Here is a 21,205-nt window from a genome sequence, read left to right as displayed (position 1 = left end):
GCCGCGCGGCGCGGGCCCGGCGCAGTGCCCTTAGCACGCAGCCACCCGCGTGGCACGCGACGCCGCGCAGGTAGCGGCCACCGGCGCGCGATGGGCGCGGGCATAGGCGCAAAGCGAATCGTTTGGCGACGGGCGCACGGGGACGGTGGCGCAGCCGGTCAGGTCGGCGCTGGCTAACAATAAGACAATAACGAGGATAAAACGTGGCAATGACATGGACAACTCCGGAGGTAGGCAGCACGGGGCTGCAATACGTCGTATAGCAATAACCCCGATCCATGTTTCGTTTGATAAATTTCTCCTGGGTTTTCAAGGCTTTTTGCGAGTCGGAATACGCCGGCGAAACGCAGATGGGCTCTCCGGTCAGCCAAAGCGGGCGCGGGCGCGCATTGGACTCGGACGCAGTCCACTTCGAATAATTTCTCCCTTGCAAGACAAAAAGCCGGATATACTGTATGCATGTACAGGTGCGACCTGAAAAGTCGCTGTCTCAACTGTCTTGCGTCTAGCAACGGATGACAAGACCTGTTGTTCTGCCAACAGTAGCCTACTTGGACGTGCGTGGCTGGTAACGGCTGGGTGCGAAGCTTCAAGAATAAGGTACCGCAGTCGAAAGACTTAAATCGTATCGTGAGGTACGAGGATCTCTGCCAGCATTGGGTGGAGGGCTGGGCTTGGCTCGAATGGAAGATGGTTAACGTAAGTGAACCTTTGCAAGCGTCGTGAATAACAGTCCAGCCAAAAATGCTGACAGGCTGAGGGCAAAAGCGATGGGACCCGGTGCATCTCGTCTGTTGGGAGAGCACGCAGACAAAGGTGGTCCTCGGCGTAAAGAAGGAACCTGGCCATTCTGTTGAGACATCGGAACAGGGTAAGCCCGACCATCCGCCCGAAATGGCAGGCGAACCGTAAGGAACGCTGTTGGGTGAGCGGGTAAAGGAGGCTGGAAAAAGCAAACGCCGGGCTGTAATGGCTCGGATATGAGTGCAGGGTAAAACCAAAGTCATTCAACGCGAAAGCGGGCAGACTTCCAGCTGGTTTCTCGTCACGAGAGAGTAAGCATAATCTTTTTAGGCTGGAAGGCAAATGAACGGGCAGTCGCCGTGTGCACCAACCGACGTACAGACACCTTGGCACAGCATAGACTGGGCTGAGGCGCACTGTTACGTAAGAAGAATGCAAACGCGTATCGTGAAGGCCACTCAGGATCAACGCTGGAACAAGGTGAAAGCCTTGCAAAGGTTGTTGACCTGCTCGTTTTACGGCAAAGCATTAGCGGTAAGGCGAGTAACGGAAAACCAAGGCAAACGTACTCCGGGCGTGGACGGTAAAACATGGTCCACCCCGGCGGCCAAGAGCAACGCGGTATATGGGTTGAGGAGGCGGGGATACAAGCCGTTGCCGCTTAAACGCATATACATCCCGAAGAGTAACGGAAAAATGCGGCCTCTTAGCATCCCTACGATGCGAGACCGTGCCATGCAAGCACTTCATCTGTTGGCGTTGGACCCTGTGTCCGAAACGGTATCTGATGAACAATCGTATGGCTTCCGCAAGGCCCGCTCCACCCATGACGCCATCGCACAGTGCTATTTAAATGCTCGCTTCAATGGGAGCCAGAGCAGTGTGGGAGCACGTTGTTCGGCAGAGTGGATTTTAGAAGCAGACATACAAGGATGTTTCGACAATATCGATCACGACTGGCTGATTGCAAATGTCCCCATGGACAAACTCATGCTGAGGAAGTGGTTGAAAGCCGGTTACATGGAAGGAAGCGGATTATCACCGACGCTGAACGGGACACCGCAAGGTGGGATCATCAGCCCGGTGCTGGCGAACTTCGCGTTGAACGGATTGGAAGACAATCTCAAGGACATCTTTGGGAATAAAACTCAATACGCCAAAGCAAAAGTGAACTTGGTTCGCTACGCGGACGACTTTGTCATAACAGGGATAAGCAAGGAATTGTTGGAGCAAAAGATCAAACCGGCAGTAGAGAAATTTCTTGCTGAACGAGGACTGAAGCTCTCCCCTGAGAAGACGAAGATCACCCACATCACAGACGGGTATGACTTTCTAGGTCAAAACGTCAGACGCTACGATAGCAAGCTGTTGATCAAACCGTCGACGAAAAACGTCCGAGCTTTCTTACACAAAGTTCGGGACCTGATAAGACAACTGCGATCAGCACCACAGTCAAGAGTCATCGAGGCTATCAACCCCGTGATCACTGGCTGGGCAAGGTATCACCGCCATGTCGTCTCGCAGAAAACCTTTAGTTGTGTGGACAATGAAATCTGGTACAGCCTGTGGCAATGGGCAAGAAGGCGGCACCCAAAGAAGACTTCGAAGTGGATAGTTAGACGTTACTATCACCGTATCGGAGACCGAAACGGAGTGTTTGCAGTCAAGACCGACGAACGTAACGCGGAAGGAAAGCCGATATATCGGATGCTGAGATACGCGGCCAAAATTCCGATCGAGCGTCATCAGAAGATCAAGTCGGATGCGAATCCTTACGATCCGAAATGGGAAGAATACTTCGAACAACGCGCCACATGGCGCATGAGGCAATCAACCCATGGGCGTAAGAAATTGGCCAACCTCTGGATGTCACAACGAGGCCAATGCCTCGTGTGCGATCAACAACTAGAGATTGGCAATCTACATACGCACCACATCGTCGAACGATGTAAAGGCGGTAAAGAGATCGCATCTAACGAAGTTTTACTGCATGACACTTGCCACAAGCAGGTGCATAGCCAAGGAATTACATTAGTTAAGCCGGGTCCATGGTGACGTGGGCCTTTGTAGAAGCTTGAGCCGTATGCCGGGAAACTGGCACGTACGGTTCTTAGGGGGCGGGACTTCAGCAATGTAGTCTTGCTACCCGACTATGGACTGGAGAATTAAGGCATGTGGGCGAGGGTAGTTTTCGGTTTTGACCTTGACGGCCTCGTCGTGGTGAAGTGGCGCGAGGCTTTCATCTGGCAAAATGCGCTGGAGGGCGAGTTCAGCATCGGCCAGGAGTACGTGCAAGAACTCCACCGGCACACCTGCGTGGCAAGGCTTCGGGTCGACGGGCGCGACGTACTACCGCGCCTGGCCGACGCCGACGCGCGCTTTGCCCAAGGCCGCATCATGAACGTCTCGGGTATTTCGCAGCGCGAGCCGTGGAATTCTTGGTACGTCCAGTCCTGGCGCATGGAGTTCCTGTCGCTCGACGGGCGCCCGCCGGCCACGTCGGCTGAAAAGGAAAACATGTCCGGAGCCGGCGTGCCCGACGGTAATCCCCCCATATTTGATGCGCTCTGAAAGTAGAGGCTAAGCGGCGAGGGCCAATTTCTGTTTTGGCGTAATTCCGCCCAAGGCCATGTTCGGCCGGTCGTGATTGTAGGTCCATAACCAACGCGTGGCAAAGTCCTGGATTTCATCGAGCGTCTCGAACAGATGATGGGCGAGCCAGTCGTAGCGAACGGTCCGGTTGTAGCGCTCGACGTAGGCGTTCTGTTGCGGCTGTCCCGGCTGGATGAACGCGATGTCGATACCGCGCCGCGCTGCCCATGCCTTGGTTGTCTCGCTGATGTACTCGGGGCCATTGTCGCAGCGGATGACACAAGGTTTGCCGCGCCATTCAATGAGCTGGTCCAAGGACCTGACGATGCGCTCCGACGGTAGCGAAAAATCCACGTCGATGATCAAACCTTCGCGATTGTAGTCGTCGATGACATTGAACAGACGGATGCTTCTGCCATCGGCCAGCTGGTCGTGCATGAAATCCATCGACCAGGTCTGGTTGATCGCGGTGGGCACAGCCAGTGGCAAAGGCTTTTCCCGCACGATCCGCTGGCGCGGCTTGATGCGCAGGTTTAGTTCAAGTTCGCGATAGATCCTGTAGACCCGCTTGTGATTCCAAGGGAAGCCCTTCACGTTACGCAAGTACAGGAAGCACAGGCCGAAGCCCCAATTGCGCTGATTATTGGTTAAACGGACCAGCCAGTCCGCGATCGCTTCATTCTCCGCATTGAGCTTGGCCTGGTAGCGGAAGCAGGTCTGGCTGATGCCAAAAGCCAGGCAGGCATTTCTGATCGTCGTACGGCCGGCATCAACGTACCAGCGCGCCATCTCACGTCGGCGAGATGGCGCTACCACTTTTTTGCCAGAGCCTCAGCGACGATCTCGGCCTTGATTCGCTCGTCCGCGTACATCTTCTTGAGCCGACGGTTTTCCTCTTCCAGCTCCTTCATACGGGCCATCAGCGAGGCGTCCATGCCGCCAAACTTGGCACGCCATTTGTAGAACGTGGCCATGCTCAGGCCGTGCTCCCGGCAGAGCTGCGGAATCGGAGAGCCAGCTTCGGCCTGCTTCAGGATGGCGATGATCTGGCTGTCGGTAAAACGGGAGGTCTTCATGCTGCAGAACTTTCAAAAATCAAATTGAGAAAATTCTACTTTCAAACGCTATCATCTGGTGGGGGGATTACCCGACAACCTCGTCGCCCGTTGACGCGCCGGTCCAGCGTGTTGTGCGCAAGCACGGTCCTTCGGGTGTTGTTTCGCAAGAGAGCATGTGGGCTGGCAATGTTCGATTTGGTTGCCTAAAACATCACACACAGTTACACTCAGTAAAGATTTCCCCAAACCTAATGGATTGAGTTCTCCCGTGGATACACCGGCGAAAATGGATCTGCTTGCCAACGGTTCTCATGCCGTGGCCGCTGCGTTGACGTGCCCGGCGCCGTCGTTGCGCCGCGGTGTTGGCGCGCGCGACGCAACGTCGCCTCTGGTCGGTGCACGATGACGCGTCTTGTTCCTTTCGCCAAGGTCGTGCAGGAGGACTACGAGACCGCGCTCAGATCATTTCGTCTGGAATTTAGCCGTGCCGGAGCCTGGACCGGCATTGCGCTCGTGTTATTGGGAAGTGGCCTGGACCATGCCGCCTATCCCGAATGGGAAGTACCGTTCGCGGCAGCGCGTATCACCGTGTCGCTGTTTATCTTCGGCATCTTGCGCCTGATGCGCACCGCTGTCGGCCGGCAAAACATCCAGTGGCTCACGTTCAGCTGGCTGCTGCTGCCGCAGATTATGATCAGCTGGATGATCGGGCTGACGGAGGGAGCGAGCTCGATCTACTACAGCGGCTTGACGCTGGCCATCTATTCGTCGGGCATCGTGCTCGCTTTCGGTCTATGGCAGAACATCGTGTTTGGCGCCGTTAGCTACCTCATGTATTTTCTCGCCTGCGCGCGCCATCCGGAGAGCTTTGGCTTTCATGGACCGTTTGGCGTCAATTCGCTATTTATTGTCATGTCAGCCACGGTCAGCGCTGTCTTCACCGTCTACAACGAGCGGGCGCGCAAGGTCTTGTTCCAGCTAAAGGCCGAGGTGGCCAAGAAAAACGTCGAACTTGAGCTGACCAACAGCAACCTGGCCGAGATCAAGGGTCAGATGCTGCAACAGGAAAAAATGGCCGCGATCGGCACTTTGGCGTCCGGGCTGATGCATGAGGTCAATAATCCCGTGAACTTTTGCCTGATGGCGATTGAACTGGCAGCAGAACAGCCGGTCGCCAAGGCCGATCCGCTCATTTCCGAGTGCCTGGTCGATGCGAAAGGTGGCATGCAGCGCGTGCAGCACATCGTGTCCGACCTCAAGACTCTTGCCTACCGCAAGAACGGCACCGACTTGCTTAGCACCTATTTCCTTTTTGAGCGGGCACTGGGCTCGGCACTGCGTCTGGCGAACCATGAGTTGCGGCATGTCAAGGTCACACGGAATTTGCCGGCGGATACTCTCGTTCGCGGAGATGAGGCCGCCATCATTGGCGTGCTGATCAACCTTTTTAGCAATGCCGTAATGGCGATGCTCAAAGCTGGTAAGGAGCCGTGCGAGGTTGACATCACCGCGCAGTGGGTGATGGTTGACCACTCGCAGCGCCTGCGAGTTACGGTGCGCGACAACGGTCCTGGTATTGAGCCGGCGAACTTGCCGCGCGTGTTTGAGCCCTTCTTTACCACGCGCGACGTGGGACAAGGGTTGGGGCTCGGCTTGAGCATCAGCTACCGTGTGATCGAACGCCACGGTGGTGTTCTGACGGCCGAAAGCGCCGTGGGCGAGTGGACCAAGATGATATTTGACCTGCCAAGGGCAGAAGTGGAGAGACGTTAATGCAGAAATCAGAAATGGGGCCGGCGGTAGGGGGTGGCACGACCATCCTGTACGTGGACGATGAGGAAATGGCGCGCAAGTACTTCACGCGTGCCTTGTCGGACGATCATGCCGTCTTGACCGCGAACGGCGTCGACCAGGCGCTCGCCATTTTGGCCACTCCGGGGCACAGCATAGGCGTCCTCGTGACCGACTACAGGATGCCGGGCCAAAGTGGCGGAATCTTGCTGCGACACGTGACGGAACACTACCCACAGCTGGTGTGCATGTTGGTGACGGCCTATGCCGACAAGGAGGTGCTGCTCGACAGTATCAATGGCGCCGATGTATTCCGCGTGCTGGAAAAGCCGCTGGAGCTGACGCAGTTGCGCCATGCCCTGCGCCTCGCGGTCAATCGTGCGCTCGAGCGACAAACGCGCCTGGCGAACCTGGAGGCGATCGAAGAGGCCACCGCTTTCCTCGCGCAGGAATTGAATACGCCCCTCAATACCGTGCTCGAGATGGCGCGCAAGATCGAGCGCTACGCACAGCCCGGTGGCGAGATTGCGCCCGCCGCTACGCGCGCTCACGACAACGCCCGCTATTGCCTGCAGGTTTTGACCAGCTTCGTCAAAACCGTGCGCGTGGCGCATGGATCGATGGCGACGCGTGGCGTTCAAACGGTCCGTAGCGCCGTCCAGGTGGTCGACGCGCTGCTGGACACGTATCCACTCCAGTCGGCGCAGCGCAAGATGATGCGGGTCGAGCTGCGCGAAGACTTTCCGATCACGGCCTCCACCAATAGCGTGTCGCTGGTTCTGTCCTCGGTGCTGGGCAATGCGCTACGCGCGCTCGAAGGCCGCGCCGACGGCGAGATCCAGATTGCCATTCTGGTAGAAGGCGTGCCTCGTATCCTCATCCGCGACAACGGTACTGGCATTGCTCCCGAGATCATGGGCCAGTTGCTGGTCAACCCGGTGACCACCCATGCCGAGTCGGGAGCTACCGGCTGGGGGCTCATTTTCTGTCAACGGCTCATGCAATCGATCGGCGGCAACCTGCTGGTGGAGTCCGAGGCCGGGCTCTCAAGCACTGTGACGTTGATGTTCCCGGCGATCTCGTAACCTTTGTTGGTGCGCGACGAATAACGCCGTGTGGCCACGAGCCCCGCGGTCGCCCGGATGCCCGTCATGGCAACCGATACCGGCATGACCATGCCGTTTTGTGTGGGCGTAGCGCAAGTGGCCGGTATCTCGTCCGCGCGTCATCCAGGTGAATGTTGCCTGCTAAGGGACTATCTCAGAAATGAAGTCACGCAGATTGTACCTGACACGAGTCTGAGGAAATTCGTACCTTAAATTTGTTTCGAATTCATTTAAATTAAAGCTATCAGATAGTTCTGCGTATATGGCAAATTCGGAGTTGTCACGCGCAAGCGCGAACAATGGAAAATGCCTTGGATTTTCTCTCAAAAACCCAAATTCATAAAATAGCGCACGGAAATAATCGCAAAAAAATGAAAAGGTAGGCGAGTCGGTACGCGTGGATGATGCGACAAGTTCTCTCTTTGCTTTCTCTAATTTTCCTTTTAAATTTCGGTACTTTTTATCACTTCCAAGAACGAACGCTGAAATTGCAGCATCAGAGTGATCAATACGGCTTTTTACACTTTGGTAGGCTGCGTCCAGCAGGTCCCTTGTAAACTTAGTCATCTCAACAAGGCTTTCATCACACATCTTAACATTATGTGAATTACATTCAAAACGATCGATTGCGAGTTTCCGATTAAATTCACATAGACGAGGCGAGTTACCATCGTGCCTAAGATTCATAACGATGAACACATCCAGCGCGAGTCGTCGAAGATATTCGACTGTCACATCTATCCAACCATTTTTAATTAAATGTTGGCTTAAGGCTATCGGCCAGACACCAGAGCTGTTTAATCCCAAATCCTCACCCCAGCTAGAATTGAAGACATCAACAACCAATTTTGAACAGTATGTTTCGTTCCATTGGCTGCTATGCTTCTTCCTGGCAGCCATCGTTCTCCCATAACTAGCTTGCGATACTGCAGCGTATGCCCCTGCCTCAAGGTCGGCCATGTTGATAAAAGGATCAACTGAGCTAGGTCGATTATTGGCTACCCTTTCCATAATTTTACTATTCCTCAGAACCCTAAAATTAATACTATCTGCAACAAGTTTTTGTATTAAATCGGTCGTTGCTCCCTGTCCAGGAATAGCATGGAGTACCTTATACCGTCCGAGCATCAAACCTGCATGCGAATATTCGTGATCTTCCACGTCCGTAAGTGACACACTCATATCTAGCGACTTTTGTAGCTCCACATTCAAGTCACTGACTGTACCCGTTCCTTTAGTAAAAATTATGTCACCTAACATTCTTCGCCTCCAAATTTCGGGTTCATGCATGGGTTGAATCGAAAAACAATTTACCTTACTCTGGGAAGATTGGAACTCGATATCCATCCGCGCAGCCCGCTCGCAAATAGACAATCATGCCCTGTATCCAACAAAAACTATGCGGCCTGGCCATACGCTAGCTAACTCCAGCGTGGGCCAGAGCGCAGCGGGCTGGTGTGCCAGATGGCACGTTCGATGGCCAGGAGCTGATGGAACGGCGAAGTTCCCGATGCGATCAGAGTCAGGACGACGGAGGTAGATTAAGGCTCCGTCCGGCTCATGGGGGTTCCTGGCCTGTTGGATCGTTATAGGCTCTGGCGATCGCAATGCATCGATGAGCGTCAATCCGCGATATCTACCGTCTTCTTGCCACACATACTTGGGTACATGCGTTCGAACACGTAATTTTCCTGTGGATTCTCTACGGCAGTTAGCAGCGTGTCTCCCGTGGAATAAAACCGCTGGAAGCCGATGTAAGCACCGTAGGAGTTCTTGCCGTTGACCTCACCACACAGCACTGGCAGGTCGGTACCGCTCACGAACATGTTGCGATACTGAGCACTGCTCGGGTCCTTGAAGTTGCGGGTTAACGCCTGTTTTGCCTGTGCTACGAAATTGTTGTAGTTGCCCGCCGCCATTTCTTTACGCAGCTGTGTGAATTTTTCATGGTCGCTGATGAAGCTGGTCAGGCGTGCACCTGTCATGGCTTTGTCGCCTTTGCCGATAGATACAATCTTGCGGGTCTGGCGATCGACGCCGCAATAGGCTGGTGGCCTACCGTCAACCCCCGGCCATGTGACGACCATAGTCTGCTCGTTGCTTGCAGTTTCGTCGACCGTTGCCTCGGCGCGCCGTGTCGCAAGCTTCGTCATGAGCGACTCGCATACTCCGGCAGCGACGTCCAGGCTAAAGGGCGCTGGTGGTGCGGGAACGGTGGAGGTGGTTGTTTGCGCGGCCGCCGGCACCGCGGTCGGAGTAGCCTGGGCCTTGGCAGCCTTGATGCAATTAGCGCGCTTCGCGGCGTTCTTTAAGCCGTTGCAGGCCTCGATCAGAACGCTCGTTTGTGCGCTTGCTCCGAAGCTGGAGAGCATGAGAGCCATTGCGACGGCAATGCGACCAGTATGAGGCTGACGAGTGGGTCTTATCGCGGCTGTGGTCGTCGCGCAGGCTGTTTGGCGCATCGTTCTGCTCCCTCTGTTTTGGATGGATAATTGCCAATCCTACTATAATATCCTCTCGGAAAGACCACGTGTAGTTGGTTTGGTAAGTTTACGTTGAGGCAGGAAGACAGGGAGTACATGACCGCTGCGATTGCAATCGGCAATGGCTGTGCTATATTTCGCAGCGGTTGCCGAACACCTGCTAGTGCACGCCCGATGAGGGCTGGCGAATTCGGTCGCAATATCCTGTCCTATACTTCGTGATCACCTTTGGGACGCGGTTGGCAAGTGCACACCATCCCTCGCTGCGTCCCGCGACAAGGAATCGATCATGTACGAAGAAGATCAATCGGCTGTCCACGCTGGCAATTACTATCGTTGGGGCTCTCGACGCTTGCTTTCCAAGTTGACGGCGTTAGGACTTGAAGTTCCTTCCGCCGCGTTGGAAGTTGTCCCCCATAATCAATTTTTTGAAGTCCTGTCTGGATATACCAAGCTTGACCATGCGCTGATGGATTGGTTTGGAAAGCGTGATTACACACAGGCCCAAGCGTTGATCCATTACCGCCCGGCGCCCCAGGAATGGTTCCTGATACGAGAACTCATCGAGGATAATTGGCGCCGGAGCGTCGGTTGTGAAACACTCTTTGCATCGTTGAATGACGCCATAGCATGCGTTGTCGCTGATTGTGACTCCAACGTGCAGAGATTGGAATCTGTCCGAAAGGAGGGCGGATCTATCTGCGTCAAAATTAATGGCGTTGATACATGCAAAATTGAACGGGTACTGCCCCAGCCCTTCGATGTCAGTGTGCGCGACCGGGTTCGCTCAGCAATCAAAGGCGTACGGGAGCACGATACTCTCGGCTTATTGCGTCGCGCGCAGCGCTTACCTGGTTTTAGCAATCTCAATTTCTCGGCGCATTTCCGTGCAACTTCCCATCGTGAGGATTCTTGCTTGCTCTTTGGCTTTCCAACCAACTGGGCAGTGGCAATGCGCAGCGCTCTGAAACAGGTCGGAATACAGGTGAGGCAAAGTCAGGCACAAGAGCTTGTTGCCGTGTTTTTTGGTGCAAGCAACTGGCACCAACTTGTCAAACATCAGGATTGTATTAATGCAGGGAACCATCCGATTGCAGTCGATGTCGATGCCGACCACGGCAAACAGCAGCGTTTTTATTGGACAGCCGAAGAGGCGTTTTTTGCCGTTGGAGGTGTCCTGCATTCGTATCCCGAGCCGTTGGTGGTCACCGACTTTTCGCTAAATCTATTCAAAAGTCAAATTGCGGTGGCCGCTTGCTCTCGCCACGAATACGACGCTAAGGAGTTCTACGAAAAGGTCTTTTGTGCGTCTCGCGTAGCTTCCAGGCAGACCGACTATCATGCTGCCGCGGACCACTCTACTGACGGCCAGATAGAGGCGGCCCAGCGCATCGTTGAATCCCTGGTCCATAACGATAGTGCCCATTCTGTCTCCGCCCTGCTTTATGACGACGTCGGTCCAAAGGGGTTGTTGACCGGATTGCTTGCGCGGGAAGGTTTGCCCGCCAACAATTTGGTCTACATCGGTGAGCATGCTGTTGCCGTGTTCCTCGTTCCCGAACCGAATGGCAGTGCACTTCTCGCGTCGCAGGTTCGTATCTATCGCATCGAGGAACAAGGCCCCGTCAAGGTCGCCGAAGTCGCAATGTACAAAGCTGAGATCACTGTGAAACAGGATCCTGACGAACACCTCCTCATCATTAGCCCGGATTATGGCAACGGCAGCGCACCTGCAATTGAAATTCGGTTTAAGGACTTGGCTCAGGCTAGAGCACTATTTGCTTTGACCCACGCGAAAAATCGGTTCATGCACACGGTTCCGGAGGGTATGGCGATCGATCACGACGATGGTCATCACATTGTGGCCACGTCGTAACGTAAGTGTGCTCTGATGGTCGCGGAAGAACTTTTGAGCTTGACGGGCGTTTGCGAGAAACCGGTCACACGCGCGGGACAGTGTGTGCTGCCCAAGCGTACCGTCTGGCGATACCTGGAGCGCGGGCGATGGTGCCTTCGCCCGCTTGGTCCAGGATACATCTCAATTCGCTTGAATCAGGTTGTTGGCCCGCCGACGATACCACCTCTGCGCGCGCGTACTTTGGGCGGCAACATGGTGTCAGGTAGGACCGCGCACAGTGGCAGTGGGAACCGAAGGTGGTCAGATCCGTACCTGGGTTCCATGAGCGGCAACAGCTTTTGAAGCGCACGCAAGACCTCGCGGGATATGACTGGACTCTGATTTTCTGCCAGTAAGGCGAGTTCCCCCAGCGTTAGCGTCCAATTCCAGTACTTGTCAGGTAACACGTGGCGGAGCAAACCGGCCGAGGTATTGAATCGCAGCGTTTTCCATACGATGTGGGGTGCGTACACCTTAACTAGTTGCGCTTTGCCATTGTAGTATTCGATTGCCTCGAATAGGTCAGTTAGGTTGGCCTGTTCAGAAGAGGGTCAGCCGGGATAAGGCCAGTAATAGCACATAAGCGTAAAAGTTATAAGCAATCGACTTTTTATACGCTCCGTGGTAACTTCAGAAGCTCCGTTGGCCAAGTCGCATTACTACACGTCACTTGGCCCGTGGACGCAGCAAACTGCCGGCAGCATTTTCCTCAAACCGGCCAGCCTCCTCGATGTAACCCTGGACGGTGCCGTCGTGGCGCCAGCCACCTTGCCGCTAGATGTCGCGGAAGTTTGCCCCGGCTCGGTACGCGCTGGTGGCCATACCGCGCCGCAGGCTATGACTAGACAGCTGCGGCACATAGCCCAGCCCCGCGTCTCGCGCGCGACGCTCCAGGATTGCGTTGACGCTCGCCGAGTTGAGCGCATCGGAGCCCACCTCATCCCATCGTGTCACGGACCTGAATAGCGGCCCCGCCTCGATATTTGCAACATCAAGCCAAGTGCGCAGCGCCGTCGCGGGGCAGCAAAGGCCATCGCCGTAAGGTATCGCCTTGACGATTCCTTGGCCATCCTGATCCGTTTTAGAGCGTGCCAGCGTCGCGACCACACCCTCCGGCTCCCACGCCAGGTCGTCGACGTCCAATCCGACCAGCTCACTGCGCCGGAAGCCACCGAAGTAGCCGACCTGAAGCAGCGCGTTGTCACGCCTGGCGGCCAGCGTATCCAGTCCGGCCAAGTGGGCGACGATCACCGTCAGGTCCTCCACCGGCAACGCCTTGGCTTTCCTTCTCGGTGTGCCGTGTGTGCGCTCGATGCCCACCAGCGTCTTGCGCACGTTGGGCGTCGACGCCGGATCAGGGAATCCCTGGTGCAAGTGCCATTGAGACAGCGCGGTCAGGCGCAGCGCCAACGTGCGCGGATTGAGCGTCGGCGCGTAGGTCAGCAGGTAGCGGACGATGGCGTCCTGGTCGCACGGCAGCAAGCCGCCCCATGCCAGGAAATGCCGGATGGCGGAGCGGTAAGTGCGGCGCGTGTTGTCGGAGGTGGCGGCGGCGAGAAAAGCACGGTGCCGGGCCGACAGCTCGAGGTCGGTCACGGCGACGGTGGCCACGCGTTCGATCGGACCGACGACCGACGCCAGGGGTGTACTGGGAAATTCGCTGGGATCGGGCATGGCGCTGTCGCTCAATGTCGAGGTTTGTACCGGTGATATCGCAGGATACCATGGTGGTTGGCTGGTTCACATGCGATAAATATGGGTTATGAGAGGCCATAAAATGCTGGTGACAGCACATCAACAAAAGGATAATATATCGTTATATTACGTATCACGTATTACAGTACCTTATTTCATGAAAGGTCCCCCATGCCGCGCGCAGGTATCCTCTACTCCCAGGTGGCCAATGCAGCCGCCGCGCTGGCCGCCGCCGGCGCCAATCCCACCGTGGACAACGTGCGCGCCGCGCTGGGCGACACCGGTAGCAAGAGCACCATCGGCCCCATGCTGAAACAGTGGAAGGCCGAGCACCAGGGCGAGGCGGTCGCCGCTAGCACCGGCCTGCCGGCCGACCTGCTGCAGGCCGTCAAGGCGGTCCACCAGCGCATCGAGGCCGCCGCCCAGGCCCAGGTCGAGCAGCTGCGCGCCGAGCACGAACAAGCCCGCCAGGAGGCCACCCTACAGCTGGAGGCCGAGCGCGCCGCCGGCCGCCAGCTGCGCGCCGAACGCGAGGCGCTGACCACCGAGCTGGCCAGCGTGAAGGCGGCGCTGGCGCACGAGCGCGACGAGCGGCAACACGCCGCCGTGGCGATCGCCGCGCTGCAGGCCGAGCAAGCCGGGTTGACCAAACGCCTAGCCGACCGCGCGGGAGAGGTCGAGCAGCTGGCCGACCAGCTGGAGAAGGCGCGGGACCAGTTCGAAAATTATCGGGAGAAGGCGGCCGAGCTTCGGCAAGCCGACCGGCAAGCGGCGGACGCTCGCGCCACCGCCAAAGAGGGCGAACTGGCCGTCCTGCGCGGCCAGCTGCAGGAGCGGGCGGAGAGCCTCGCCGCGCTGAGGACCGACAAGCACCACCTGCAGGCGCGGCTCGACGATGCGATCGCCGCCGGCGCTGAGGCCCAGGCCGAGGCCGCGCGGACTCGCACGGAACGCGACCACGCGGCCGCCGCGCTAGCACGCGCCGAAAGCGCCCTGCGGGAGGCGGCAGAGCACGCGGAACTGGTAGGCCGGCAGCTAGGCGAGGTGAAGCAGGAGTTGGCCGAACGGCAGGGGGAACTGAAACGGGTGGAGCGCGATCTACACAAGATGCAGAATTTGGTCGACCAGCTCAACCAGGATGCCTTGAATGCGAAACAGGAGCGCCACCGGCTCGAGCAGATGCTTCGCGAGACCGGGACAGGGGATTGATAGCCAGGCGCCCTCTGAACTAGAGGGCCGTGGGCCCGGGACCTCGAAGTTCGTCAAAGTTGCCTCGATGGGCGGCCATGCGCCGGATGTCCGTCCGTTGAAATAACGGTGCCCGGTAGCGGCGCCAAGGTCGGTGTCGGATGGCCATCGCGATCATGGCGCGCGGTTTGCCCGGCTTCCTGCCCACCCGGGGCCCTCGGAACGAATATGCCGGAAAAATTGGAACTAAATTTGCGTCAATCCCATCTTGCAGCAATTGAAGAAAATTAGTTCAGAGAACTCCCGGTCGATACAGAGGCCGCCACCATGTGCGAAGCTGCGCCTCGAGTCGCGGCACGAGCAGCTGCGACTGCGGCGCCAGGCTTGCTGGCTGAAAAGCACCCTGAGCGCGCTGGGGCAGAACTCCGCCAGGCCGCGGGGCAACCGCGAGAGCGCAAAGTCGTCAGTCGTGACCACCGGCGCCGTTGCGCCCGGGGCCGTATATTGCGCGAAGTAGGTCTGGACTTGTCGGCAGGGCACGTTAATATGACGCCGTTATTCATCCTCCTATCCATTCCACGCAATGTCCTTTGAGCGACTTCCTTTGGAACTATTGTCCCGCTTCGCCGACGCGCTGCATACCGCACCGCCCGCGCAGCCCGGCCCATTTCCAGCATCGCTGTGGCAGCAAATTCACACTCGCCGCTGGGCGCATCGCAATGAAGTGGATGATCTCGCCTATGCGATGGATACACGTTGTGATGGCCTAGATCTTGTGGAGCTGGCCAAGCACGCGGGCTACCCAATGCGGGAGGTACGGGATCGGCCACGGTTCGCGAACGCCAACTGGAGCGCATCCAAATTGATGGCGGCCGTCGATGTCGGCGGATTGTTCATTTTGCTGGAGCAGCTGGGGTTTGCGATCGAGCCCGGGCCTATGGTGCAATCGTTGGCGCCGGCGATCGCGCCGTTGTCGATGATGACGTTGGCGGAAGCCGAGATCCATACCTACGATCGCATGCGCCGGCGGCAAAGATTGGTGCTGCGCGCCGATGCTAGCGGGGTATTGGACGAACGCGCCGATGCTAGCGAGGTATTGGACGGGCGCGTCGATCAGTGGCGCGGCCATGCGGGATACCGTTATGAACGCATGGTGATGGAGAATGGAGAGACATCGAGACTCACAATCACCGGACCATCCTACCGGGCGTCGCGCCGCATCGATACCACGTGCCCCCTATGCGGCCACCCGTACACACAGGGAGATCCCGAATCGGCGCTTGGGCACCGGAAGGCCCACGCGCGCGTGCAGCGTCTGCTGGCGCCACGGCCGAACAAGGCGATGCGCGAACGCTTGGCAAGCGGGGCAGGGGAGCGCGTCGATGCGGCCGCGCCGGCCTGGCTGCATCACGAGGTGTACGAAAGGGCGCGGCGGTTCAAGCACGACTTTGGCTACGATGCGATCCAGTGGCCGACGCCCGCGGCACGCGCGCACCGTGATCGGCGCTGGGTGGGGTTTGTGTTCGCGGCACCCGACGGCGCCATCGACGGTGCCTGCGCCTTCCTGCTCCGCGACGATGGCTGGGCGCTCCAGTGGGTATGGGTACGGCCAGACCGCCGCCGGTCCGGCCTGCTGGCTGCCCGCTGGTCCGGTTTCCTGGCGGAGTTCGGCGACTTTTGGATCGAGTGTCCGCTGTCGGCTGCGATGACGGCGTTTGTCGCGCGTCATGCGTCCACTGGCCAGCTGGCCCAGATCGCCGCGAGGTATCCGAATGGTGCTCCGATCAGGGAGGCGCTCCCGTGATCCGGCGATCCGCCATCCGTAGCACCCGGCGGCGAGGTATGGAAGCGTCACGTCGAAGCTTGGGCGGCCTCCTGAACGAGCTGCATCTGATCCGGAAGCTGACGCACATCCAGCCGGTACAGTCGCCAGGCCAACAGAGAGGAGGGGACTCATGGCGGTGAAGCGCAATGACAGCGCCGTGTGCTTCTGGCAGAACGGCCCGGGAGAGATCGTCTGCGCCCGGTTCGACGACCAGGTGCGCCAGTACTGGCGGAACGTCGCGCAGCCGGCGCTGGCCAGCGCAGACAGAGAGGTGGAAATGGCATTGGCGGCAACCGAGACCGATGTGTCGGCGGTCTTTGAGCACGCCGACAGGGTCGACCAGCACCAGGTGACGGCCTTGGGCCTGGGGATCGCCCTGCAGTCGCTTTGGGAGCGTCAGCTGCGTCGTTATCTTTGCGCCTATGTACAAGGCGACGCGGCCATGCGGAAAAAGGTTGAGATGGCGAAGTGGGACCAGCTCCTCCCGCTGTTCGAGCAGTTTCGAGGCGCCCCCCTTCGGGCATTCATCTGTTTCCCGGACCTTGACCTGTTGTCTTTAGTCGGGAACGTTTGTCGCCATGGCGATGGGAAGACCGCCGATCTCCTTTGGCGATCCCATCCAGAGCTATGGCCGTATAGCCAGGCCCATGACCACCCTGATGCGGCACCGCCGGTGGAGCATATGCACCTTAGTACCTCGCTGCTCTCCAGGCTCGCGGATTCGGTAACCAAGTTTTGGGAATTTGTCTCGTATCTGCACCTCGAGAACTTGCTGTCCAAGCATCCGTCGGTGGAACGCCGACTGCCAACTTTACGCGCGCTTCACGAAGTGGAAATTGCGCATTTCAATCGGACCTGCTCAGGCATCGCTCGCGCATAGGAACGAGCCGCCCCTGGCCATGCTCTATTTCTTCCAGCTTTCGACATTGCGCTGTGCTTCCGGCATGGCACGAAGACGGTCAGCTTCGTCCGCGGCCTTTGCCTTCCTGTATTGGACCGGAGCATCCGCGACCAAGCGCGTGATGAAATCGCCGGCCAAGGTTTTAGCCATTTTTTCAGCATTCACCTGCAGGATGACATCTGGGTTGTTACCTGACCAACTCGCCTTGAAAGCCAAACCAGCGGCTATGGCGTTGTTGACGCCCTCGGTTACGCCGTAATAGTTGGCATACCCATAGTTTTCTTCGGCATTCTTGAAGTGGATCCTACAGTACATGTGCGCCGGCACGATGCCGTTTTGGGGCTCCGGCATGCAAACGATATCGCTCACATCCTGGGCAAGGGCATTCGCCAATTGCACTTGCTTTGATATGGACTCGTTAGCGGTCATAAACGACTCGTCGTAACGCACCCCGCGCCACTTCGCAATCGCATATGCCCCTTTCCAGGTAACGGCGCCGGTCACTACCAGAAGTGCGCCCAATACGGCCGCCATTGTGCGGTTTGAAAACTCCATCGCGTCGTAACCCATGTCAGTTTGAATATCCAATACTATAACTCAAAGAGTTGCCACATGGATACAATTGCCGACTGTGGATCCTGAGTGAGTCCTCTAACCACCGGGGGTGCACATCTATCGGCACCGTGAGAGGCTCAGCATGGTGAGCCGCCGGCTGTCGAGCTCCAAACGTGTGGGCCGCCGAACGCCGTTGTCAAGGTGGCCGAATTTGCAATGATAGGTGCTGCGATTATCATGTCTCGCATTACATTTCTCAAAAGACTCATTGCCTATGTCTACCTTATCGAGCAACTCGGCGCCGCAAGCGGTTCCAGCTTCTGGGCACGGTCCCGTCCCATCAGCCGCAGAATTTAACGAAGCAATAAAATATGTGCTGGTCAACGACAAGGGTATGCCCCCACTTGTTGCTGACAGCGTGATGCAGATGGACAGCGGCTTTCTAGAGCGGTGCAGGAATGATGCGCGCAATAAGGCTGTTGATGTGGTCGCGATTGCCGACGAGCTTGTCATGCAGCCCAACGTGCGGGCGCGTTGGGTTGATCTCAATGAGGCGTCGCGCGAGGAAGGTGACGCCACCGGCATTGTCATTTCGGCGGGCACGGCTATCGATCACCACCTGAACTCACTTCTGGCAATGGGCTTGTATGGTCATGACCGTACGAGCGTCGCCAATGCGGTGTTCTTGCGCGGCCTCGAGGCTTTATTGCCTGTCGTAGCGATGGCCCGGCAGCCAGGGCTGGGTACCAAAAAGGCGAAGTAGGCCGAGCGCTTCGATCAGCCATTCGCGGCATGGCCTGTATAACCGACGCGAGGAGGACCGGGCGGGTTGAGTTCGGACCTGCACGCTCGGTCCGTATATGCACGCCAACTTTCCAAAAAAATGGCCGCTCGATGGAGCGGCCGTAAAAACCCTTGCATGAATCGATATTCGCGGGAGACAAGCCACTATAGCGTGTGCCATGCAGCCTGTGTTTTCCTAAGACATCCTGTTTAGGTGCTTCACAAAAAATTCAGAACTCTCTCCTGAACTATTATCAGGGCAGGGCTTCGTCGGCCGTCAGCACCTAACTTGGTCGATGCAGCCATCTGCTGTAGGTGGAGTTGCACCGACCACGAGCGATCGAAGGCCGTGAGGATTGTTGGTCATTCCAACTTCTGGATTTTTCCAGCCGTTCGTGTAGTTTAGTTCGGTGACGGGATCCGGGATTGCGCATATGGCTTCATTATGCGGTGTGCATAACCCCAAGCCAGCTGGCCATAGGTGCATCATCTTTTTTGAGAGATTTGCATGCGATATCTGAAGCGAATTTTTGCACTATTGGCGGTGAGTCCTGCCTTTTGCGGCCCGGCCCATGCCTATGAAAATAAGGACATCATCGTTGGGGAATGGAGTGGTGTGTCTGGCTATATGGTTACAGCCGGCAAGGCCGGTGCCTCTTTTCATGAGACCAACCTGGACATGACATTGGTCGTCGACGCGCGCCACCGCGTAATCGGCACCAGCTCGGCCAACGGGTGCTCCCTGGTCGGTGAATACCAGTCAACGAGCTCTGTGGTCGACTTCCCAATGAAGGTCAAGATCACGGGATGCAATTACCACGGTTTCAATTTGCGCTTTGTTGGCATGCTTCACTACGATCCGGCCAAACGCTTGCTGGGCTTCAAGCTCGACCGGGAGGATACGCTTTCCGCAGGCAAGGAGATTCACTATTACGTCTCCGCCAGGCTGCAACGCGCGTCGCCGCCAAGTTCGGCAGCGCGGTAGTGCAGTTGGCTGAGAGTTCGTCTGCAAATGAGTAAATCGGGTCGGTTTAATCGAGGGCTTTGATGGGACAAGTTCTGAATATGTCGTCTGCGTCGACGCCGTTGCACCTTGCGATGTCCAATGACTGCGACATGGCGCAATGGCGTTCGCCGGACCTCTTACGCAGGGTTGATTTGTTGGGCTTTGAAGTTGCGCCACGCGCCTGGCCCAACATGCCACTCTTAGGTGAGACGTGTGCCGCCGACTGGCCAGTGGCCAGGTTGCAGGATTGGATCAATCGCAGCCCTGATGTCATGGATACGGAGCTGCGGCCCTTGCGCGACGACTCCTTGCACTTTTGTTTGTGGCAAGGCCACGCACGACAATCCCAACCGCCCCTTGGCGTTTTCAGCTGCCGTATGAACGCCCGTGTCGGTAGCGCGCGTGTACTGGAGCACCTCACTTTCCACGCGGACAACGCATGGATTCACCCTGCGCATCGAGGGCAAGGGCTAAGCCACTATTTTGCCGCGTTGGTCCGCGCGTATATGTACTATCACGTGCTGCATCCGCTGGCGGAAACGTCGGCGATGAAGGTGCGCCCCTTTGGGTTTAAGCTGCGCCTCTCAGCTCAATCCGGACCTCCTGCGTGGGAGCGATTGTGTGGGAACCTGCAGAGTCTCTTTGAGGTCACACGCGGAACCTGGTGGTCTGAACAAGAGTGGGCGAGTACCTTCCTCGCTGATATTTCTGCACGGTGGGCCATCTGCGAGCTCGAGGTTGACCGTACGCAGCGATCCGGCGCCGTTGTGCAGCTGCGTGCTTAGACTTTCAGCGAGGTGTGTTCAATTCACCGCGACGGGGGTCACGGCCGCACCGGTCGACTTGTTAAAGGCGCTTTCTTTGGTCAGCTGATCAATGAACGTTGGGATGGTCACTTCATCGAGACGCCATCCCAAGCCATCGCGCATCATGACAAATTGGATTTCAGTGTTCGTCATTGGGTCTGTGGCGCGCACAACGAACCGGTTGATGCCGTCATAGCCCTTTTGGATGGTTGGCGCTCCGCTGCGCCCCGTCATGACTTCGCCGATCTGGGCCGTACGCCTGGTGCCCTCAGGCGGCGCCGCCCCAGTGAGCAGGTGCATCATGAAGTCCGCCGTTACGGACCGGTTTACCATCGGCGCGACAAATTCCCGCTCGACCAGATCCAGTACCTCCTGTTTGGCGTGTGCTTGGTTAAGTTGCGCCGCGACGCCTTTTCTAATTTCAGAGACCAAGGCCCCGCGCACAGCGTCGACGTCGACGAAGTCTTCGAAGCGCTCGCGGTTGGCTTCTTCGGCCGAGTGCTGGATTTGGGAGAAGCTGTAGTAGGGTGCATAGATGATTAAGCCCAGCATGACCAATGCCGACATGGTTATAGCGACGAGCATCGCCCATAGGCCTGTTCCTGTTACTGCCCGCCCTGGTGCCGTGGTGTCTTGTTCAATTTTCATTCGTTACTCCCGCCTGTTGTCTCGATTCAGCCAAATGGTCTAAGTGCAGTGCTTTCAGCCATCTGAATAGTTTACTTGTCCTTTGGTCCTCTGAAATTTATGTAAGTTGGCCTAATCGGCCGCCTTT

At 57.2% G+C, this 21,205-nt stretch carries 17 protein-coding genes; 10 read left to right on the top strand and 7 right to left on the bottom strand.

Annotated features, from left to right (window positions below; all coding sequences use genetic code 11):
• Window positions 1-30: 30 nt before the first annotated feature.
• On the bottom strand, window positions 31-216 hold the full coding sequence (locus tag GTP90_RS03010; RefSeq protein WP_161082081.1) for a hypothetical protein: 186 nt from the start codon (window positions 214-216) through the stop codon (window positions 31-33).
• 870 nt (window positions 217-1,086) lie between these two features.
• On the opposite strand from GTP90_RS03010, the gene ltrA reads away from it, so the two are divergent.
• Both ltrA and GTP90_RS03000 read left to right on the top strand, forming a co-directional pair.
• Complete coding sequence (ltrA, locus tag GTP90_RS03005) at window positions 1,087-2,799, top strand: group II intron reverse transcriptase/maturase (RefSeq protein WP_161082080.1); 1,713 nt, start codon at window positions 1,087-1,089, stop codon at window positions 2,797-2,799.
• Window positions 2,800-2,916: 117 nt separating this feature from the next.
• Entirely contained in the window at window positions 2,917-3,315 is a 399-nt protein-coding gene (locus tag GTP90_RS03000; protein ID WP_161082079.1) for a hypothetical protein, read from the top strand.
• 9 nt (window positions 3,316-3,324) lie between these two features.
• On the opposite strand, the gene GTP90_RS02995 is transcribed toward GTP90_RS03000, so the two are convergent.
• A protein-coding gene (locus tag GTP90_RS02995; RefSeq protein ID WP_229219038.1) for an IS3 family transposase occupies window positions 3,325-4,412 on the bottom strand; the annotation gives its coding sequence in 2 pieces (ribosomal slippage) (window positions 3,325-4,151 and window positions 4,151-4,412; 1,089 coding nt in all).
• Between the two features lie 384 nt (window positions 4,413-4,796).
• On the opposite strand from GTP90_RS02995, the gene GTP90_RS02990 reads away from it, so the two are divergent.
• Window positions 4,797-6,167, top strand: a complete 1,371-nt coding sequence (locus GTP90_RS02990; RefSeq protein WP_161082078.1) for a sensor histidine kinase — start codon at window positions 4,797-4,799, stop codon at window positions 6,165-6,167.
• Window positions 6,167-7,270, top strand: coding sequence for a hybrid sensor histidine kinase/response regulator (locus tag GTP90_RS02985; RefSeq protein WP_254451689.1), 1,104 nt, complete (start codon window positions 6,167-6,169; stop codon window positions 7,268-7,270). Before GTP90_RS02990 ends, GTP90_RS02985 begins: the two co-directional genes overlap by 1 nt.
• Before the next feature lie 162 nt (window positions 7,271-7,432).
• Here GTP90_RS02985 and GTP90_RS02980 read toward each other — a convergent pair whose 3' ends face one another.
• Window positions 7,433-8,551, bottom strand: a complete 1,119-nt coding sequence (locus GTP90_RS02980; RefSeq protein ID WP_161082077.1) for a hypothetical protein — start codon at window positions 8,549-8,551, stop codon at window positions 7,433-7,435.
• Window positions 8,552-8,913: 362 nt separating this feature from the next.
• Window positions 8,914-9,663: a hypothetical protein gene (locus GTP90_RS02975; protein WP_161082076.1), complete on the bottom strand. Its 750-nt coding sequence runs from the start codon at window positions 9,661-9,663 to the stop codon at window positions 8,914-8,916.
• Between the two features lie 400 nt (window positions 9,664-10,063).
• Between GTP90_RS02975 and GTP90_RS02970 the strand changes: the two genes are divergently transcribed.
• Window positions 10,064-11,650, top strand: coding sequence for a hypothetical protein (locus GTP90_RS02970; protein WP_161082075.1), 1,587 nt, complete (start codon window positions 10,064-10,066; stop codon window positions 11,648-11,650).
• Window positions 11,651-12,445: 795 nt separating this feature from the next.
• On the opposite strand, the gene GTP90_RS02965 is transcribed toward GTP90_RS02970, so the two are convergent.
• Window positions 12,446-13,345, bottom strand: a complete 900-nt coding sequence (locus GTP90_RS02965; RefSeq protein WP_254451688.1) for a tyrosine-type recombinase/integrase — start codon at window positions 13,343-13,345, stop codon at window positions 12,446-12,448.
• 192 nt (window positions 13,346-13,537) lie between these two features.
• On the opposite strand from GTP90_RS02965, the gene GTP90_RS02960 reads away from it, so the two are divergent.
• The 3 genes from GTP90_RS02960 to GTP90_RS02950 all read left to right on the top strand — a co-directional run bounded on the left by GTP90_RS02960 (window position 13,538) and on the right by GTP90_RS02950 (window position 17,259).
• Window positions 13,538-14,575, top strand: a complete 1,038-nt coding sequence (locus GTP90_RS02960; RefSeq protein WP_161082074.1) for a DNA-binding protein — start codon at window positions 13,538-13,540, stop codon at window positions 14,573-14,575.
• 583 nt (window positions 14,576-15,158) lie between these two features.
• The gene (locus tag GTP90_RS02955) at window positions 15,159-16,358 is read left to right on the top strand and encodes a hypothetical protein (RefSeq protein WP_161082073.1); all 1,200 of its coding nucleotides are present in this window, start codon (window positions 15,159-15,161) and stop codon (window positions 16,356-16,358) included.
• 151 nt (window positions 16,359-16,509) lie between these two features.
• Window positions 16,510-17,259: a hypothetical protein gene (locus GTP90_RS02950; protein WP_161082072.1), complete on the top strand. Its 750-nt coding sequence runs from the start codon at window positions 16,510-16,512 to the stop codon at window positions 17,257-17,259.
• Window positions 17,260-17,283: 24 nt separating this feature from the next.
• Here GTP90_RS02950 and GTP90_RS02945 read toward each other — a convergent pair whose 3' ends face one another.
• A complete protein-coding gene (locus GTP90_RS02945) occupies window positions 17,284-17,868 on the bottom strand; it encodes a hypothetical protein (RefSeq protein WP_161082071.1) in 585 nt (194 codons plus the stop codon).
• A 241-nt stretch (window positions 17,869-18,109) separates the two neighbouring features.
• Here GTP90_RS02945 and GTP90_RS02940 point away from each other — a divergent pair, with 241 nt between their 5' ends.
• Both GTP90_RS02940 and GTP90_RS02935 read left to right on the top strand, forming a co-directional pair.
• Entirely contained in the window at window positions 18,110-18,598 is a 489-nt protein-coding gene (locus tag GTP90_RS02940) for a hypothetical protein (RefSeq protein ID WP_161082070.1), read from the top strand.
• 528 nt (window positions 18,599-19,126) lie between these two features.
• Entirely contained in the window at window positions 19,127-19,603 is a 477-nt protein-coding gene (locus GTP90_RS02935) for a hypothetical protein (RefSeq protein ID WP_161082069.1), read from the top strand.
• A gap of 824 nt (window positions 19,604-20,427) precedes the next feature.
• Here the strand turns inward: GTP90_RS02935 and GTP90_RS02930 are convergent.
• The gene (locus tag GTP90_RS02930; protein WP_161082068.1) at window positions 20,428-21,078 is read right to left on the bottom strand and encodes a DUF2939 domain-containing protein; all 651 of its coding nucleotides are present in this window, start codon (window positions 21,076-21,078) and stop codon (window positions 20,428-20,430) included.
• Between the last annotated feature and the right edge of the window lie 127 nt (window positions 21,079-21,205).

Source organism: Duganella vulcania (genome assembly GCF_009857655.1).
Lineage (GTDB): Bacteria > Pseudomonadota > Gammaproteobacteria > Burkholderiales > Burkholderiaceae_D > Rugamonas > Rugamonas vulcania.
Note: the sequence above shows the minus strand (reverse complement) of the source record. Positions and strands in the feature narration are given on the sequence as shown.

Bases quoted from the DNA above. Each gene is read 5' to 3' on its own strand.
- GTP90_RS03010 (WP_161082081.1), bottom strand. From the start codon at position 216: ATGTCATTGCCACGTTTTATCCTCGTTATTGTCTTATTGTTAGCCAGC.
- ltrA (WP_161082080.1), top strand. From the start codon at position 1,087: ATGAACGGGCAGTCGCCGTGTGCACCAACCGACGTACAGACACCTTGG.
- GTP90_RS03000 (WP_161082079.1), top strand. From the start codon at position 2,917: ATGTGGGCGAGGGTAGTTTTCGGTTTTGACCTTGACGGCCTCGTCGTG.
- GTP90_RS02990 (WP_161082078.1), top strand. From the start codon at position 4,797: ATGACGCGTCTTGTTCCTTTCGCCAAGGTCGTGCAGGAGGACTACGAG.
- GTP90_RS02985 (WP_254451689.1), top strand. From the start codon at position 6,167: ATGCAGAAATCAGAAATGGGGCCGGCGGTAGGGGGTGGCACGACCATC.
- GTP90_RS02980 (WP_161082077.1), bottom strand. From the start codon at position 8,551: ATGTTAGGTGACATAATTTTTACTAAAGGAACGGGTACAGTCAGTGAC.
- GTP90_RS02975 (WP_161082076.1), bottom strand. From the start codon at position 9,663: ATGCTCTCCAGCTTCGGAGCAAGCGCACAAACGAGCGTTCTGATCGAG.
- GTP90_RS02970 (WP_161082075.1), top strand. From the start codon at position 10,064: ATGTACGAAGAAGATCAATCGGCTGTCCACGCTGGCAATTACTATCGT.
- GTP90_RS02965 (WP_254451688.1), bottom strand. From the start codon at position 13,345: ATGCCCGATCCCAGCGAATTTCCCAGTACACCCCTGGCGTCGGTCGTC.
- GTP90_RS02960 (WP_161082074.1), top strand. From the start codon at position 13,538: ATGCCGCGCGCAGGTATCCTCTACTCCCAGGTGGCCAATGCAGCCGCC.
- GTP90_RS02950 (WP_161082072.1), top strand. From the start codon at position 16,510: ATGGCGGTGAAGCGCAATGACAGCGCCGTGTGCTTCTGGCAGAACGGC.
- GTP90_RS02940 (WP_161082070.1), top strand. From the start codon at position 18,110: ATGTCTACCTTATCGAGCAACTCGGCGCCGCAAGCGGTTCCAGCTTCT.
- GTP90_RS02935 (WP_161082069.1), top strand. From the start codon at position 19,127: ATGCGATATCTGAAGCGAATTTTTGCACTATTGGCGGTGAGTCCTGCC.
- GTP90_RS02930 (WP_161082068.1), bottom strand. From the start codon at position 21,078: ATGAAAATTGAACAAGACACCACGGCACCAGGGCGGGCAGTAACAGGA.